Origin of the sequence: Nocardiopsis metallicus (assembly GCF_014201115.1) — a bacterium.
GTDB classification, from domain to species: Bacteria; Actinomycetota; Actinomycetes; order Streptosporangiales; family Streptosporangiaceae; genus Nocardiopsis; species Nocardiopsis metallicus.
Map to the genome: position 1 here is coordinate 6,859,734 of NZ_JACHDO010000001.1, position 14,692 is coordinate 6,874,425.

Annotated in this window: 13 protein-coding genes and 1 pseudogene; 7 read left to right on the forward strand and 7 right to left on the reverse strand. The window is 69.4% G+C overall.

Annotation, left to right across the window (positions count from 1 at the left end):
* Positions 1-64: 64 nt before the first annotated feature.
* The 4 genes from HNR07_RS30300 (at position 65) to HNR07_RS30315 (ending at position 3,271) form a co-directional block, all read left to right on the forward strand.
* Complete coding sequence (locus tag HNR07_RS30300) at positions 65-1,252, forward strand: collagen-like protein (protein ID WP_184369313.1); 1,188 nt, start codon at positions 65-67, stop codon at positions 1,250-1,252.
* Positions 1,252-2,091 carry a peptidoglycan-binding domain-containing protein gene (locus HNR07_RS30305; protein WP_184369317.1) on the forward strand — a complete coding sequence of 280 codons (840 nt, stop codon included), beginning with the start codon at positions 1,252-1,254 and terminating at the stop codon, positions 2,089-2,091. Before HNR07_RS30300 ends, HNR07_RS30305 begins: the two co-directional genes overlap by 1 nt.
* A 298-nt stretch (positions 2,092-2,389) precedes the next feature.
* Positions 2,390-2,647, forward strand: coding sequence for a hypothetical protein (locus HNR07_RS30310; protein ID WP_184369320.1), 258 nt, complete (start codon positions 2,390-2,392; stop codon positions 2,645-2,647).
* Positions 2,648-2,815: 168 nt separating this feature from the next.
* The gene (locus HNR07_RS30315; protein WP_184369323.1) at positions 2,816-3,271 is read left to right on the forward strand and encodes a helix-turn-helix domain-containing protein; all 456 of its coding nucleotides are present in this window, start codon (positions 2,816-2,818) and stop codon (positions 3,269-3,271) included.
* A 38-nt stretch (positions 3,272-3,309) separates the two neighbouring features.
* On the opposite strand, the gene HNR07_RS30320 is transcribed toward HNR07_RS30315, so the two are convergent.
* Positions 3,310-4,083 carry a hypothetical protein gene (locus tag HNR07_RS30320; RefSeq protein WP_184369326.1) on the reverse strand — a complete coding sequence of 258 codons (774 nt, stop codon included), beginning with the start codon at positions 4,081-4,083 and terminating at the stop codon, positions 3,310-3,312.
* Between the two features lie 409 nt (positions 4,084-4,492).
* Between HNR07_RS30320 and HNR07_RS30325 the strand changes: the two genes are divergently transcribed.
* Positions 4,493-5,002: a hypothetical protein gene (locus tag HNR07_RS30325; protein WP_184369329.1), complete on the forward strand. Its 510-nt coding sequence runs from the start codon at positions 4,493-4,495 to the stop codon at positions 5,000-5,002.
* A 77-nt stretch (positions 5,003-5,079) separates the two neighbouring features.
* On the opposite strand, the gene HNR07_RS30330 is transcribed toward HNR07_RS30325, so the two are convergent.
* The 5 genes and pseudogenes from HNR07_RS30330 to HNR07_RS30350 all read right to left on the reverse strand — a co-directional run bounded on the left by HNR07_RS30330 (position 5,080) and on the right by HNR07_RS30350 (position 11,314).
* Positions 5,080-5,721, reverse strand: coding sequence for a DUF4352 domain-containing protein (locus tag HNR07_RS30330; RefSeq protein ID WP_184369332.1), 642 nt, complete (start codon positions 5,719-5,721; stop codon positions 5,080-5,082).
* A 513-nt stretch (positions 5,722-6,234) separates the two neighbouring features.
* Positions 6,235-7,658: pseudogene (locus tag HNR07_RS30335) on the reverse strand (NCS1 family nucleobase:cation symporter-1).
* A 365-nt stretch (positions 7,659-8,023) separates the two neighbouring features.
* Positions 8,024-9,049 carry a TIGR03842 family LLM class F420-dependent oxidoreductase gene (locus HNR07_RS30340; protein WP_184369335.1) on the reverse strand — a complete coding sequence of 342 codons (1,026 nt, stop codon included), beginning with the start codon at positions 9,047-9,049 and terminating at the stop codon, positions 8,024-8,026.
* A gap of 11 nt (positions 9,050-9,060) precedes the next feature.
* Entirely contained in the window at positions 9,061-10,467 is a 1,407-nt protein-coding gene (gene hydA, locus HNR07_RS30345; RefSeq protein ID WP_184369339.1) for a dihydropyrimidinase, read from the reverse strand.
* 4 nt (positions 10,468-10,471) lie between these two features.
* Complete coding sequence (locus HNR07_RS30350) at positions 10,472-11,314, reverse strand: nitrilase-related carbon-nitrogen hydrolase (protein WP_184369342.1); 843 nt, start codon at positions 11,312-11,314, stop codon at positions 10,472-10,474.
* A gap of 280 nt (positions 11,315-11,594) precedes the next feature.
* Here HNR07_RS30350 and HNR07_RS30355 point away from each other — a divergent pair, with 280 nt between their 5' ends.
* Positions 11,595-13,019, forward strand: coding sequence for an IS1380 family transposase (locus tag HNR07_RS30355; RefSeq protein ID WP_312893591.1), 1,425 nt, complete (start codon positions 11,595-11,597; stop codon positions 13,017-13,019).
* A 420-nt stretch (positions 13,020-13,439) separates the two neighbouring features.
* Here HNR07_RS30355 and HNR07_RS30360 read toward each other — a convergent pair whose 3' ends face one another.
* A complete protein-coding gene (locus tag HNR07_RS30360; protein WP_312894021.1) occupies positions 13,440-14,006 on the reverse strand; it encodes a hypothetical protein in 567 nt (188 codons plus the stop codon).
* Between the two features lie 178 nt (positions 14,007-14,184).
* On the opposite strand from HNR07_RS30360, the gene HNR07_RS30365 reads away from it, so the two are divergent.
* Positions 14,185-14,655: an NAD(P)H-dependent oxidoreductase gene (locus HNR07_RS30365; protein ID WP_184369348.1), complete on the forward strand. Its 471-nt coding sequence runs from the start codon at positions 14,185-14,187 to the stop codon at positions 14,653-14,655.
* The last annotated feature ends 37 nt before the right edge of the window (positions 14,656-14,692 follow it).

Sequence of the window (14,692 nt, forward strand, 5' to 3'; positions counted from 1 at the left end):
CGTACCGCGGCCGGGACCCGGCCGCCGTCCGACCCGTTTTCTCTTCTCTCCGAAGGAGCCGACCTTGCCTGTCCCCCTGTCCAACCTGCCCGACGACTTCCACCGGGTCCGTGTCCGCGGCCGCTGGGCGCTGCTCCGCGGCGAGCACGCCCAGGGCATGGTGACCTTCCGGCCCAGCGTCGAATGGCTCATCTCCCCCGAACACGACCTGATCATCATGGGTGTCGACCTGGTCGAACCCATCAACGGTCAGGGCGAGGTGGATCTCGAACTGCCCGCCACCGACGACCCCGGCCTGGTCGGCACCCCCTTCCACTACGACGTGGTGGTGGAGATCCCCGGGCTGGAGCCCTACGAGTTCTCCCTCGTGGTTCCGCACGAAGCGGAGGAGGTGGACCTGTCGGCGGTGATCCCGCCCGGCCCCGAACACCCCGATCCACCCGAGCCCTACGTCCTCAGCGTGAACGGTGAGACCGGCCACGTGTACGTTCCCGAGGGGCCGCCCGGTGAACGGGGACACCAGGGTGACCAGGGGCCGCAGGGCGAGCAGGGCCCCGAGGGCGAACGCGGCTCCCGGGGCGAGACCGGGGAACGCGGCCCGGTCGGCCCCGGCCTGTCCGCGCGGGGCGAGCTCGAGAGCACCGACGACCTGCCCGAGGAGGGCGAACGCCTGGGCGACGCCTACCTGGTCGACGGGGTCCTGCACGTCTGGAACGGCGCCGCCTGGCAGGACATGGGTCCGCTGCGCGGTGCCGACGGCCGTGACGTCCACCTGCGCCTGTCCCAGAACGCCCTCCAGTGGCGCCACACCGGGCAGGAGTGGGCTGACCTGGTGGAGCTGGCCGACATCACCGGACCGGCCGGCAGTGACGGTACCGACGGCGGGACCGGTCCGCGCGGCCCGCGCGGAGACCGTGGACAGGCCGGGGACTCGGCCTGGACCTGGTCGGCGCCGCACGGGGGCGCCACCCCGCCGCAGGCCGTGCCGCACCGCCACTACAACACCCTGGGGGAGGAGCGCGAGCTGGTCTCCCTGCACGCCGCCGTGGGTACCACAGGCAACGCCGACATCGTGGTGGCCCTGGACCGGAGCGGCACGCAGGTCGGTGTCGCCACGATCCCGGGTGGCGGACACACGTCCCCGGTGGTGGGGTTGGAGGAAACGCTGGGAGCCGGGGAGTACCTGGAGGCCCGTGTGGTGCAGGGCGACGCCAGCGCCCGTGCGCTCACGGTGGAAGCGCGGGTGCTCTGATGCCGACCTCGGCCTTCAACACCTGTGGCGGAGCCCCGGGCCACCTGGTCACCGCTGGGGGAGGCAACCCCCACGGGGACGCCTGGCAGGCGGTCGAGGGTCATGTGGCCTACGACGAGCGACCGGACCAGCCCTGGCCCGCGATCCGCCTGGGCTCGCCCGTATCCGGTCCCTCCTCGGTCGAGTTGCCGGCGGCGGGGGTGAGCACGGCGTCGGTCTACCTGTGGGTGCCCGCCGGGGGCCGCTGCGAGCTCTCCCTGCGGCGTGCGAGCGGTGCGGCCCCGGTTATCGAGTGGGACACCGGCGCTCTGCGGCTCGGCGGACAGGAGTTGCCGGAGGCGGAGGGCGCCCAGGCCCGGAACCGTCTGGTTCGGGCCCAGATCAGGGTGCGCTCCGGGGGGACGGACTACCGGCTCAACCACCGCAACCCCGAACTGACCGCCCCCGACCTGGAGGTCGAGGGCCCGGCCACGGGCACGGGCGAGGGGGTGGCGGTCGCCGTGCCCGCGGGGCACACGGCGTGGATGATCCAGCTGAGGGCGGGCTCCGGGCCCTGGTTGGGGAGCGCGATCCTGCGGCACGGTTCGGAGTTCGCCCGTGAGGTGACCCTGCTCCAGGAGGACCTCATGGCCGCCGGGTACGAGCTGCCGCAGTTCGGTGCCGACGGTGGCTACGGCAATGAGACGGTCGACGCCGTCATGGCCTTTCAGGAAGACCACGACCTGTTGATAGACGGTTCCGTCGGGCAGGAGAGCCGTGGCGTGCTGAACGCGCTTGTCAACGCGGACCGGTACACGACCGCGGACGGGCACACGGGGTGGGGGATCCCGTTGGGCTGACAGAGGGCGGGCGTGCGCGGGGGTTCTCCTGCGCGCGCCCGTCTTCGGCGTGCGGATTGTGTCATCGGCCTCAGCCGAGGACAAGGGGGATGCTGGTTTACTTCGTCGGATGACCGGATCCGGCCACCTCGACCGGTGGGGAAGAAGTCCCAGGTGCGACGGGGTTTCATCTTTCAAACGTATCGAACACGAGTTCGAGGAAGCCCCTGTTTTCCCCTGACCTCTTGCGATCTACTCGTGTTCGATGATCATCTGTGGACGTTTGGTATGAGTGTCGTGGAACGAGGTACGAATTCTGATGGCTGTGGGCCGGGGCGTGACTGATGAGGGCCGGGTGGTCTTCCAGGCCTGTGCTCCTGAGGAGCTGCCGGGGGTGGTGGCCACCGTGGTCGGGGCTGCCGGGCTGGTCGTTCTCGTTCGTGAGGGTGCGCCCGTGGGCGAGGTGATGGCCGACGCCCGACTCCTGCTGGACGAGGTGCGGCTGGTCGCGCTTCGCGGGTGGCTCGACGGGTGCGGGGCGGGGGCGGTCGGGCGGGCCGCGCGCCAGGAGGCGTAGCGTGCAAACTTTGGCAAAGTTGTATCAAGGGTGGGCGGTTGCCCTTCTTCGACCTTCCCCAGCCATCGGAATTTAGTCGGTGTTTACTGGCCGTTTCCGGGGGTCCACTATTAGGCAACTTTGCCAAACTATGCATCAATTGTGCCAAGTTTGGCTTATGGTTGGGGTATGTCGAAGGAAACCCCACTCACTGAAATCCACTACGACCTCCTCGACCGTGCCATGGACGAGCGGCGGCTGGCGCTGGGTATGCGATGGCGTGATCTCGCCGACCGGACGGGCCTTTCCGGTCAGGCACTGCGCGACATCCGACGGGGTCGTAGCGTGCCCCGGGACCTCACCGCCCGCAACCTCGAAGACGCCCTCGGCTGGGACCGCGGATCCATCCAGCGCGTGCTCCGGGGGGACGAGCCGGAGGTGGCGGCCGCCTCACCGCCCTCGGGTACGGCGGACGGACTGGCCTGGTGGACCGAGGGGGACGCGACCTGCTACGAACTCACGCGCACCATCGGGGGCAACCCCTTCTCCGCGCGTCTGGTGGTGCGGGACGGCCGTTCCCGGGAGCAGGTGGAGAAGGAACTGCGCAAGGTCGTCGAACTGGCCCGGATCCAGTTGGAGAACTGACCTCTCGGATCGTGCGCCCGCGTTCGGCGCGGCGTTGTTCAGGCGGCGGGGGAGTCCAGATAGGCGTTCAGGACGTCCCCCAACGAGTACAGCGGCCGGTTGGCCGACCCGCGCTGCTTCACGGTGATCCTGCCCCGGCGGGCGTAACCGCGTACGGCCGCGGCGCTCACGTCGTGACCGAGCACGCGCAGGGAACGGGCGCCCTCGGCGGCGGTGACGAGCCGGTCCCCGGCGGCGCGCAGCAGGCGTTCGCGGCCTTCGGAGACCGTGATCTCGGTTCCGCACTCACGGCAGCGGGTGCGGTCGGCCCCGGCGCGCGCGTAGCAGGGCGTGCCGCAGCCCTCGCACACACCGGCCAGGACGCGCTCCGCGGGCAGGTCCACGGAGCGCTCCGCCTGGGCCACGGCGGAGACGACCTCGTCGACGCACTCCGCGCCGATGTCGGAGCGGCGCAGCCACTCGACGAAGCGGCTCAGCCACCGGGCCATGGGCGCGAGATCGTCCTGGGGGAGTCTTCCGCCGATCTCCTCGTGGAGGAGCCGGCACCAGGTGGAGAGCGTGTTGCGCAGGACCGAGGCCGCCTCGGACGCCCGGGGGTCATAGGCCAGCGGGGTCTCGGTGGAGCGGCGCCCCAGGTTTCCCGGTCCGGTGCGGTGCTGTCGGGCCAGCGTGAGGTCCAGGTCGACCGCCAGGCCGTTCTCGTCACCGACCTTGAGCAGGGCCAGGCGCAACCCGTTGGCGCAACCGGCGCACACGCGGGCGTCGTCAGCGATCGGGTTGGCACAGGAGGGGACGTCACAGGGGATGAGCACGGGTCTCCGTTCACAGGCGATCAGGCAAGTAAGAGCAAGTTAGCCAAACTTTGCAAAAGTTGCAAGGGTGATCGGGGTGTGGGGGCTGTGCTGATTCTCTTTGTGTCAGGGTTTTTCGTGCGTTGTGGCTGCTCTTCCTGGCTCTGAGGTTGAGCAAGTTGTGCAAACTTGGCGCCAGTTTTGTGGTGCGCGTCTTGTCGGTGCTGCGGGCGTGTGACCTGTGATTCACGTGTGACGCGCGTGCGCCGGTGTGGCCGAATGCGGTCACCGCTGCGGTTTCGGACTTGCGGGGGCAACCGGGTCGGGCGGATCGGCGTCTTGGGGTGTGGGCACACACACGGATCGGGGCCCTTCCGGGTCCTGGTGCCACCCGTTGCTCCGCAGACCCCCCCTCAGCAAGGAAGAGCGCATGCCCGATTCCCCCACCCCCTCCGGCTTCGCGGGCAAACCAGTCTCCGCTCCCGGGGCGGGTCAGTCCGAACCCTCCGTCGCGCCGCTGTCGGCCCTGACCTGGTGCGCGGTGGCCGTCGGCGCGCTCACGATCGTCTTCGCGCTCGCCGCCTACAGCGACGTCCACACCACCAGCACGCTTCGGATCTCGAGTGAGACGAAGGAGATCCAGTTCGCACTGTTGCGGGAGATCATCGGTTGGTGGGTGCTGTTCACCGCGGCCTACGCCAGTCTCGGGGTCCGTCTCCTCCGGCTGGGTGCCACCACCCGCCCGGGGGAGCCGCGTGCTCTCTACTGGACGCTGGTCGCCGTGGCCGGTTTCCACGTGGTGGTCTCCGGATGGCTGCTCAACGGCGCCTGGGGCAACTGGATGGACGTGGTGTCCTTCCTGCTGCCGGCCCTGGTCCTCGGTGTCCTGGCCTCGGCCGGAACGCGGGCAGCGCTGCTCGGGTCGGCGGACCGGGGATGATCCCGGTCGGAGAGCGGTAGACGAGGGGCGCCGCGCGTGGGGTTCCCCGCGCGGCGCCCGAGACATCAGGTGGAGCGTCAGCCCCTCAGGTTGACCGCCGCGTTCTCGCCGTCCCCGAACAGGCTGTCGCCGAGCTCGATGTGGTCGAACTCGGCGTCGGCCGGGATGTCGAAGACCACGGTGAAGTCACCGCTCTGGCCGGGGTTGAGCTCGCCCAGCATGGGGCCGTCGTCCATGGCGATGGTCGCGTCGGTGTCGTGGCCGAACTGGCGGCCCTCGGCGTCGTACAGCTTCTGGCCGGTGTTCTCGAAGTAGGTCGGCTCGGTGCCGATGTTCTCCGCGGTGATGGACACGGCGACGTACTGGCCCTCCGCCGTGTAGTCGCCCAGAATATCGCTGGTCTCGGCGATGCCGCCCTCGACACCGGTGACGGTGAAGGCCAGGTCGCCGAGCTCGACGCGCTCGTTGAGGCCGTACATGTCGTCAGCGGCCTCGTCTGAGTCACCCGAGTCACCCGCATCGTCTGCGGTGTCGGCCGAGGCCGCGCCGTCGTCGGAGCGACTGCTGTCGCCGTCTGAGCCCAGCGCCATGATCCCGACGGCGACGAGGATGACCAGGATCAGTCCGCTGCACCCGAGGCACCCGAAGAGGGCGATGGGGGACTTCTTCTTCGCGGGCTGGGGCTGGGGCTGGGACCCGGGGTGCGGGGGATGCGTCATGGTGACCTTTTCCTTCTCGACTGGCTTGTCCCGCGCGGGGGCGGGGACCGGCGTCGCGAGCGGGGCGCGACCCAACGGGCCTCTGGGGTCCGGGCGGCCGGTGTTCCAGGGGGGAACACTGCTCATATTGACGCCTCCAGAGAAGGATCGGATCCGCCACTTTCAAGAAACTTTCGGATCCCCTGAAGGCGATCTCGGCTTTCTCGCGGACGCAACGATCATGAAAAGGGTTGCTGGTTTGTCCAAAGCGTGACCTTGGCTGGAAAGTCCCAGATGGCAGGGGTTGTAGCTCGTTGGTTTGCTTGTTGGCCACTTTTGGCCACGTAATTTTCCCCGCCTTGGAACTCCGTTTCACTGTGTAGTCGAGAGGTGTCCTGAGGTCATTTTCGCCTCGGTTTTTCCGAACCGGTCTCCACAGTCGCATTCCAGAACATGGACACCGGGTGCGGGAAACACGAGGGGCGCCGCGCGACCGACCCCGTCGCGCGGCGCCCCGGCGGAGCGCGGATCCGGTCAGACGGTGGGCTCGCCCTCCCGGCCGGCGGCCTCCCGCTCGGCCGCATCGCTCTCGATCGCCCGCATCCGGTGGTCCGGCAGGAACCGGCCCAGCGCCCAGTGCACGGTGAACGCGGCGACCAGGCCGATGACCCAGCCGTAGGAGGCCAGCGGACCGGCCACGGACAGCGCCGCGCCGATGCCGAAGGCGACCAGGGCGCGCCAGTTCCAGCCGCCCGAGTACCAGTACTCGCCCTCCCGGCTGAACAGGGCGGGCAGGTTGATCCGGGTGCGGCGCAGCAGCCAGTAGTCGGCCAGCAGGATGCCCGCCACGGCGCCGAGGATGCCGCCGACGGTGCCCAGCCACACGAAGATGTAGGTGTTCTCGTCCTCCAGGAGCTTCCACGGGAAGATCATGACGCCGAGGAAGGAGGTGATGAGCGCGCCGGTGCGGAAGCTGATCCACTTCGGCTTGAGGTTGGCCAGGTCGTAGGCGGGACCGACCAGGTTGGCCGCCACGTTGGTGGACACCGTCGCGAGCAGCACCACGAAGATCGCGAACAGCAGACCGATGCCGGACTCCATCTCGTTCACCACGTAGATCGGGTTCCAGATCGGCTCCTCGTAGACCGCCGCGGTACCCGCGGTCACCATCACCGCGATCAGGGAGAACAGCGTCATGGTCGTGGGCAGGCCCAGGGACTGGCCCAGCACCTGCGCCCGCTGGGTGCCGGCGAAGCGGGTGAAGTCGCTGATGTTGAGGGTCAGCGTCGCCCAGTAGCCGATCACGCCCATCAGGGACGGGAAGAACAGCGCCCAGAAGGCCGGGCCCCAGTCCAGGGGCTGGTCGGAGGCGAGCATCGGGCCGAAGCCGCCTGCCTCCGACGCCATCCACACCAGCAGGGCGATACCGCCGACGAGCATCAGCGGAGCGGCCCACACCTGGACCTTGCGCACACCCTCCATGCCCCACAGGATGATCGCCACCTGGATCAGCCAGAACAGGGCGAAGGACAGCCACAGCGTCCACGGGTTCCCGCCGACCTGCCCGGCGTTGATCCACCCGCGATCCACGTCTGGATGCCGAACCACCCGCAGGCGACCGCCCCGCGCAGCAGGGCGGGCAGGTTGGCGCCGCGCAGGCCGAAGGAAGACCGCGCGAACACCGGGAACGGGATGCCGTACTTGGCGCCCGCGTGGCCGGTCAGCACCATCGGCACCAGCACGATGAGGTTGCCCAGGACGACCGCGAGCATGGCCTGGCGCCAGTCCAGCCCGGCCGCGATCAGGCCGCTGGCCAGCGTCCACGCGGGGATACTGACCGACATGCTCACCCACAGGGCGGAGAAGCTTCCGGTGCCCCAGGTCCGCTCGGACATGGGTACGGGCTGGAGGTCGTCGTTGACGAACGGGCTCTCGGGCAGTGTGCTGCCCTCGGGCATCGACACCCGGCCGTCGGAGTGGACGACCTGCGAGGTCGATGCGGTTGCGGACGCGGGCGGACCGGGTCTGGACGGCTCGGGTTCGGACGGAACTGTAGACAAGGGACACCTGTTTCGGTGGTGCTGACGGGGAGGGGCGTGCGCGGGCGCGGCACCGGGCCCGCGCGGCGAAACCTGAAGGTGAGACTTGTCGCGAAACCCGAAAAGTCCGGAACGGCTTCAGGCCATCGAATATCTTCGCACGTCATCCGGGGTGAACGGACTCCATGCGGTACGAGCCGCGCGGTCGGCCCCGATCGGGGCCGGGACCGGCCGCGCGGACTCCGCTTTGACTCTGGTGACTCAGGTGACGCGGTGGTCCTGCCCTAGGACGGGTTCGCCCCCGACACCGCCGGGATGACGTCACGGCCGTAGGCGCCGATCACCCCGTCGACGTCGTCGTGCATCGCGTAGACCGCGAACTGGTCCACCCCCGCCGCGCGCAGCCTTTCCAGCTTCTCCACGTGCTGTTCGGCCGTCCCGATCAGGCAGAACCGGTCGACGATGGCGTCGGGCACGAAGTCAGTGTCCGGGTTGTCGACCCGGCCGTGGTGGCTGTAGTCGTAGCCCTCGCGGGCCTTGACGTAGTCCGTGAGCTCCTGCGGAACCATGTCCGAGTGCTCGCCGTACCGGGCCACGAGGTCGGCGACGTGGTTGCCCACCATCCCGCCGAACCAGCGGCACTGCTCCCGGCCGTGCGCCAGAGCGGCCTCGGAGCCGTCGGTGACGTAGGCGGGGGCCGCCACGCACACCTTCACCTCGTCGGGGTCGCGTCCGGCGTCCGCCGCGGCCGCCCGCACCGCCCGGACCATCCACTCGGTCAGGTACGGGTCGGCGAGCTGGAGGATGAAGCCGTCCGCCTGGCGGCCGACCAGGTCCAGCGCCTTGGGCCCGTAGGCGCCCATCCACACCGGAAGGGAACCGTCGCGCACCCACGGGATGCGCATGCTCGCGCCGTCCACGTCCGCCTCGCGGCCCTCGGCGAGGTCCTTGATCGCGGTCATCGCCTTGGACAACCGGGCCAGGGTGGCGGGCTTACGCCCCGCGACCCGCATCGCCGAGTCCCCGCGGCCGATCCCGCAGACCGTCCGGTTCCCGTACATGTCGTTGAGGGTGGCGAACAGCGACGCCGTCACCTCCCACGTGCGGGTGCCCGGGTTGGTCACCATGGGACCGACGCGCAGGCTCTCGGTACGGTCCAGGACGCGGCTGTAGATGACGAAAGGCTCCTGCCACAGCACCACCGAGTCGAACGTCCACCCGTGGGTGAACCCCTCCCGCTCGGCGCGCACCATCCGCTCCACCAGCAGGTCGGCGGGCGGGTCCGTCTGGAGGACGAGTCCGAAGTCCATGTGCGCTCTCCTCAGACCAGGTACTGGCAGGTGGACCTGGGCACGTACCGGCCGTCACCGGCGCTGCCCAGGTAGGAACCGCGGTCCACGACCACGCGGCCGCGCGAGAGCACGGTGCGGGCCCGGCCCGTCACCCGTTTGCCCTCGTAGGCGGAGTAGTCCACGTTCATGTGGTGCGTGCGGGCGGAGATGGTCTGCTCCGCGTCCGGGTCGTAGATCACCAGGTCGGCGTCGGTGCCCGGGGCCACGGTGCCCTTCTTCGGGTACATCCCGAACATGCGCGCCGGGGTGGCGCAGGCCAGTTCGATCCACCGCCTGCGGCTGATGTGCCCCTCCACCACGGCCTGGTGCAGCAGGTCCATCCGGTGCTCCACCCCCGGCATGCCGTTGGGGATCTTGGAGAAGTCGCCCGCGCCCATGTCCTTCTGGCCCACGAAGCAGAACGGGCAGTGGTCGGTGGAGACCACGGACAGGTCGTTGGTGCGCAGCGCCTTCCACAGCTGCGCCTGGTGCTCCTTGGGGCGCAGCGGCGTGGAGCACACGTACTTGGCGCCCTCGAAGTCCGGCTCGGCGAGGTTGTCCGTGGACAGGAACAGGTACTGCGGGCAGGTCTCGCCGAACACGTTGAGGCCCTTGCCCCGCGCCCGGGCCAGCTCCTCCACGGCCTCGGTCGCGGACACGTGCACCACGTACAGCGGCGCCCCCGCGACCCGGGCGAGCTGGATGGCGCGGTGGGTGGCCTCGGACTCCAGCAGGGCCTTGCGGACCTCGCCGTGGTAGCGCGGGTCCGTCTTGCCCTCGGCCAGCGCCTGCTCGACCAGGACGTCGATGGCGATGCCGTTCTCGGCGTGCATCATGGTGAGCGCGCCGTTGGCGGCACCGCGCTGCATGGCCCGCAGGATCTGGCCGTCATCGCTGTAGAACACGCCCGGGTAGGCCATGAACAGCTTGAACGAGGTGATTCCCTCGTCCACGAGCACGTCCATCTCCTTGAGCGAGGAGTCGTTGACGTCGGACAGGATGGCGTGGAAGGCGTAGTCGATCGCGCAGTTGTCGTCGGCCTTGGCCATCCAGGCCTCCACCCCGGAGCGCACGGACTCGCCGGGCCGCTGGATGGCGAAGTCGACGATGGTGGTGGTACCGCCCCAGGCCGCGGCCCGGGTGCCGGTCTCGAAGGTGTCCGCGGAGTAGGTGCCGCCGAAGGGCATCTCCATGTGGGTGTGGCCGTCCACCCCGCCCGGGATGACGTAGTGGCCGGTGGCGTCGATGGTCTCGGCGCCGCTGCCGGCCCAGGTCCGGGCTGGTTCGCTGCCGCGCAGGGCCAGGGCGGCGACCTTGCCGTCCTCGACGAGGACCTCGGCCTCCAGCTCCTCGGCCGCGGTGACGACCAGCCCGCCGCTGATCAGGGTTCGGGTCATGGCCTTACCCCTCCACCAGCGGGCCGTAGGCGTCCGGCCTGCGGTCCCGGTAGAACGCCCACTGCTGGCGGACCTCGTCGATCAGGTCGAAGTCCAGGTCGCGTACGACCAGTTCGGCCTCGGTGTCGGAGGCGACGTCGCCGACGAACCGGCCGCGCGGGTCCACGAAGTAGCTGGTGCCGTAGAAGTCGTTGTCGCCGTACTCCTCGGTGCCGACCCGGTTGATCGCCGCGACGTAGTAGGCGTTGGCCACGGCGGAGGCGGGCTGCTCTAGCTTCCACAGGTAGGCGGACAGGCCGCGGTGGGTGGCGGACGGGTTGTAGACCAGCTGGGCCCCGGCCAGGCCGAGCGCGCGCCAGCCCTCGGGGAAGTGCCGGTCGTAGCAGATGTAGACGCCGATCCGGCCGACCGCGGTGTCGAACACCGGCCAGCCGAGGTTTCCGGGGCGGAAGTAGAACTTCTCCCAGAAGCCCTTGACCTGCGGGATGTGGTGCTTGCGGTACTTGCCGAGGTAGCTGCCGTCGGCGTCGATCACGGCGGCGGTGTTGTAGTGGAAGCCGGGCTTGTCGATCTCGAAGACCGGCAGCACCATCACCATGTTCAGCTCCCGGGCCAGGGCCTGGAAGCGGGTGACGGTGGGGCCGTCGGGGACGGCCTCGGCCCAGCGGTAGTGCTCGGGCTCCTGCACCTGACAGAAATAGGGGGCGTTGAAGACTTCCTGGAATCCGATGACCTGTGCGCCCTGCGCGGCGGCGTCGCGCGCGTACTTCTCGTGGGCGGCCATCATGGATTCGGAGTCTCCGGTCCACTCGGTCTGTACGAGTGCGGCCCGGACGGTGTGCGGCATGGTTCCCTCGCTCCTCTTTGAGCGCCGCCCGGTTCAGGGACGGCAAAGAACGCTTGGTGCATCCGCGTATGGCCTGTTCGCACCGGTGCGGGCGGGGTTGTCGCCTGGCCTGGGCCACCGTGTGCGAGCGGGTTGGCGCGCTGTAGAGGTCGCACCCTAGGTAACCCCGGCTATTCAGCGGAATTGGGAGGACCGACCCCTGACAGCACGAAAGGTGCCCCTACCTGCAAAGATGTGACTGTCTAGGAAACATCACAGCAGAATCAGGAGCACCTTTCTGGTGCACGAGCCTACCTGGGACCACCGCCTGTCCGTGACCGCCAACAGCACCAACCTCGTCGGGCATGCCGGAGCCGTCCTGCTCCGCCAGCTCGCCGACCGCACCGGCCTCACCCGGGCCCTCGCCACAGCCTTGCCCACCAGCACCGCCAACGGCTGGCGGGACCGGGCCACCACCCTGGTCCACCTGGTCATCGCCATCGTGCTCGGCGCCCGCAACCTCTCCGAAGCCGAACGCCTGGGCCTGCACCACCGGCCCGTGTTCGGCCCACCCACTTCCGACTCCACCCTGCGCCGCGCCCTGAACGTCCTCGACGAGAGGGCCCTGGCGGCGATCGCCAAGGCCCGGCGGCAGATCCGCCGCCACGTGTGGACGCTGCTGCACCTGCGCCCCGGCGGGTTCCCCCAAGTGAAGGTCGCGGGCAAACCCCTGAAGGGATGGATCGTGCTGGACGCCGACGCCACGATCATCACCACCACCTCCAACAAGGAAGGGGCCGCACCCACCTTCAAGTCCAGTTTCGGGTTCCACCCCCTGGCCGCCTGGTGCGCCAACACCGGCGAGTGCCTGGCCATGCTGCTGCGCCCCGGCAACGCCGGAGCCAACACCGCGAGCGACCACATCAACGTGCTCACCTGGGCCCTGGATCAGGTCCCCGGCTCTTCCCGGGCCAAGATCCTCGTCCGTATCGACGGAGCCGGCGCCACCCACGACCTCCTCGAGTACCTGGAGAAGCTGAACACCAGCCGCAGGACGGTGCGCTTCACCGTCGGGTGGAAGATCACCACCGCGGACGAGGAGGCGATCGCGAAGATCCCCGAGAGCGCGTGGGAGAGCGCCGTGGACCAGAAAGGCGACCTCCAAGAGGGCTATGAGGTCGCCGAACTGACCGGGCTCAACACCCGCGAAGGCTGGCCCAAGGGGATGCGGCTCATCGTCCGCCGGGTACGCCCCTCCCGCCGCCACACCGCCAAGCTCACCGCCATGGAGAGGAAGACCGGTTGGCGCTACGCCATCTGCGCGACCAACATCAAGCGGATGCATCGGGTGCCGGGCTCCCACCAGGCCCAGTTTCTGGACGCGCTGCACCGAGACCACGCCGAGGTCGAGGATCGGGTGCGCACGAACAAGGCGATGGGGCTCGCGTTGTTGCCGTCATCGTCCTGGCAGGTCAACCAGGCGTGGGTGCTCGCGGCCAACCTGGCCGCGGATCTGGACGCCTGGCTGCGGTTGCTCACCCTGCACGATGCGGAGGACCTCGCGGATGCCGAGCCTGAGAGCATGCGGTTTCGGATCTACCACCTGCCCGCCCGTCTGGCCCGCCACGCCCGCCGCCGCTTCCTGCGTATCGAACGGTCCTGGCCCTGGGCGGAGGCGTTCACTACCTGCTGGCAGCGGTTGACCGCTCTGCCGACCCTCACCTGAGGATCGGGACCTGATCCGACGAGCAGCAGGAAGGAGGGAGCACGCAGTTCCGGGGTTCGTGGAGCCCGGCGCGCACCGCGGCGTCACGCGAGGGCTCGTTCCTGCCCGGACCAGGGACACCATGGGCGAAGTGCCGGATCAGAAGACGCGATCAGACCCCTGACGAATCCGGGGTAAGAGAAGAATGGCGGGTCAATGTCCGACATCCCTACGGTGCCGATACGAATGGGTTACCCACATTCGCATTTGTGACTCCTGGGGATCAATGTACTTTGTAGGGCGATATGGATTTGGTGGAACCGACAGGTTTCAGCGCCATCGAGGGGCAGATTTCGTGTCCCCGCACACATGGCGCGGGGTCGCCGGACGGCTGCCCGGTGCCGTGGGGTCGGGCGCGGACCGCCACTGGCGGCTCGCGGATCAGCCGGTGACGTCCACGTAGACCTCGTTGCCGCCCAGGAACTCGGCGCTCAGACCCATGTGGGAGATCTCCGAGGGGTCTCGCACGTCGAAGACGATGGTCACCACCTGGGGCTCGCCCGGGGAGACCTCCACGCCCATGGGGACGCCGACCTCGTGGTCCCGGGTGGCTTCGTAGTCCTCGGGGACCGGACGGCCGGAGTAGGTGTACAGGTGCTGCTCGTCGCGCCAGAACTCGACGGCCCGGCTCCCGGCCGGTTCCACCTCGACGTGCATGACGACGTACTCGTTATCGGGGGAGTGGTACCCGACCGAGGTGACGCCGGTCTCCACTTCCACGATGGTGAAGAGCATGCCCGCGTGCTCGACCCGCTCGCCCAGCCCCGGCATGTCCGGGTTCGAACGCTCCTCGTCGCCGAGCCCGCTGCTGGTCCCGCCCTCGGTCCCGCTGTCGGAAGCGGAACCGGCCCCGGAGCTGTCGTCGTTGTCGGCGACGACGAAGAGGAGCACCCCGACCAGGAGGACGCCGACCACGAAGAGCCCGCCGCAGCCCAGGCTGATCCACACCCAGGCGGAGGTTCTCCTGGCCGTCGTGGGAGGGGGGTAGCCGACGTAGGGACCACCCGGCGGCGCAGGCACCGCCGGAGGACGGCCACCGGTCGGCGGCATGCCGTACGGCGGCCCCTGGTGAGGCCCGGGCCCGTTCGGCGGCGGCTGGTTCATCGGTTCCTTCTACTGTGGTGGCATGGCACGACTTCTCATCGTTCACCACACGGTCTCGCCCGCTACGCAGGAACTGCTGGACGCGGTGTCGGACGGTGCTCGTACCGACGATATCGAAGGCGTCCGGGTCAGCGCGGAAGCGGCGCTCTCCGCCACCGCCGCGGATCTTCTGGCGGCCGACGCGGTGGTACTCGGCACCCCGGCCAACATCGGCTACATGTCCGGCGCCCTGAAGCACTTCTTCGACACGGTGTACTACCCCGTCCAGACCAGCGCCCAGGGGCTGCCGTACACGCTGTACGTGCACGGCGACAACGACACCTCGGGCGCGGTGCGCTCGGTGGAGGCGATCGCCAAGGGGATGGGCTGGAACCGGCACCGGCCCCCGGTCACCGTCACGGGCCGCCCCGGAGCCGAGGCCCGGGAGTCCTGCTGGGAACTGGGCGCGGTCACCGCCCTGGCGGCTCTGGAGCGCGCGCGGGAGAGCGCCTGACACCGGTGCGGCCGGGCTCCCTCAGGGGAGGTTCTCA

Bases quoted from the DNA above. Each gene is read 5' to 3' on its own strand.
- HNR07_RS30310 (WP_184369320.1), top strand. From the start codon at position 2,390: ATGGCTGTGGGCCGGGGCGTGACTGATGAGGGCCGGGTGGTCTTCCAG.
- HNR07_RS30365 (WP_184369348.1), top strand. From the start codon at position 14,185: ATGGCACGACTTCTCATCGTTCACCACACGGTCTCGCCCGCTACGCAG.
- HNR07_RS30325 (WP_184369329.1), top strand. From the start codon at position 4,493: ATGCCCGATTCCCCCACCCCCTCCGGCTTCGCGGGCAAACCAGTCTCC.
- HNR07_RS30350 (WP_184369342.1), bottom strand. From the start codon at position 11,314: ATGCCGCACACCGTCCGGGCCGCACTCGTACAGACCGAGTGGACCGGA.
- HNR07_RS30305 (WP_184369317.1), top strand. From the start codon at position 1,252: ATGCCGACCTCGGCCTTCAACACCTGTGGCGGAGCCCCGGGCCACCTG.
- hydA (WP_184369339.1), bottom strand. From the start codon at position 10,467: ATGACCCGAACCCTGATCAGCGGCGGGCTGGTCGTCACCGCGGCCGAG.
- HNR07_RS30315 (WP_184369323.1), top strand. From the start codon at position 2,816: ATGTCGAAGGAAACCCCACTCACTGAAATCCACTACGACCTCCTCGAC.
- HNR07_RS30330 (WP_184369332.1), bottom strand. From the start codon at position 5,721: ATGACGCATCCCCCGCACCCCGGGTCCCAGCCCCAGCCCCAGCCCGCG.
- HNR07_RS30340 (WP_184369335.1), bottom strand. From the start codon at position 9,049: ATGGACTTCGGACTCGTCCTCCAGACGGACCCGCCCGCCGACCTGCTG.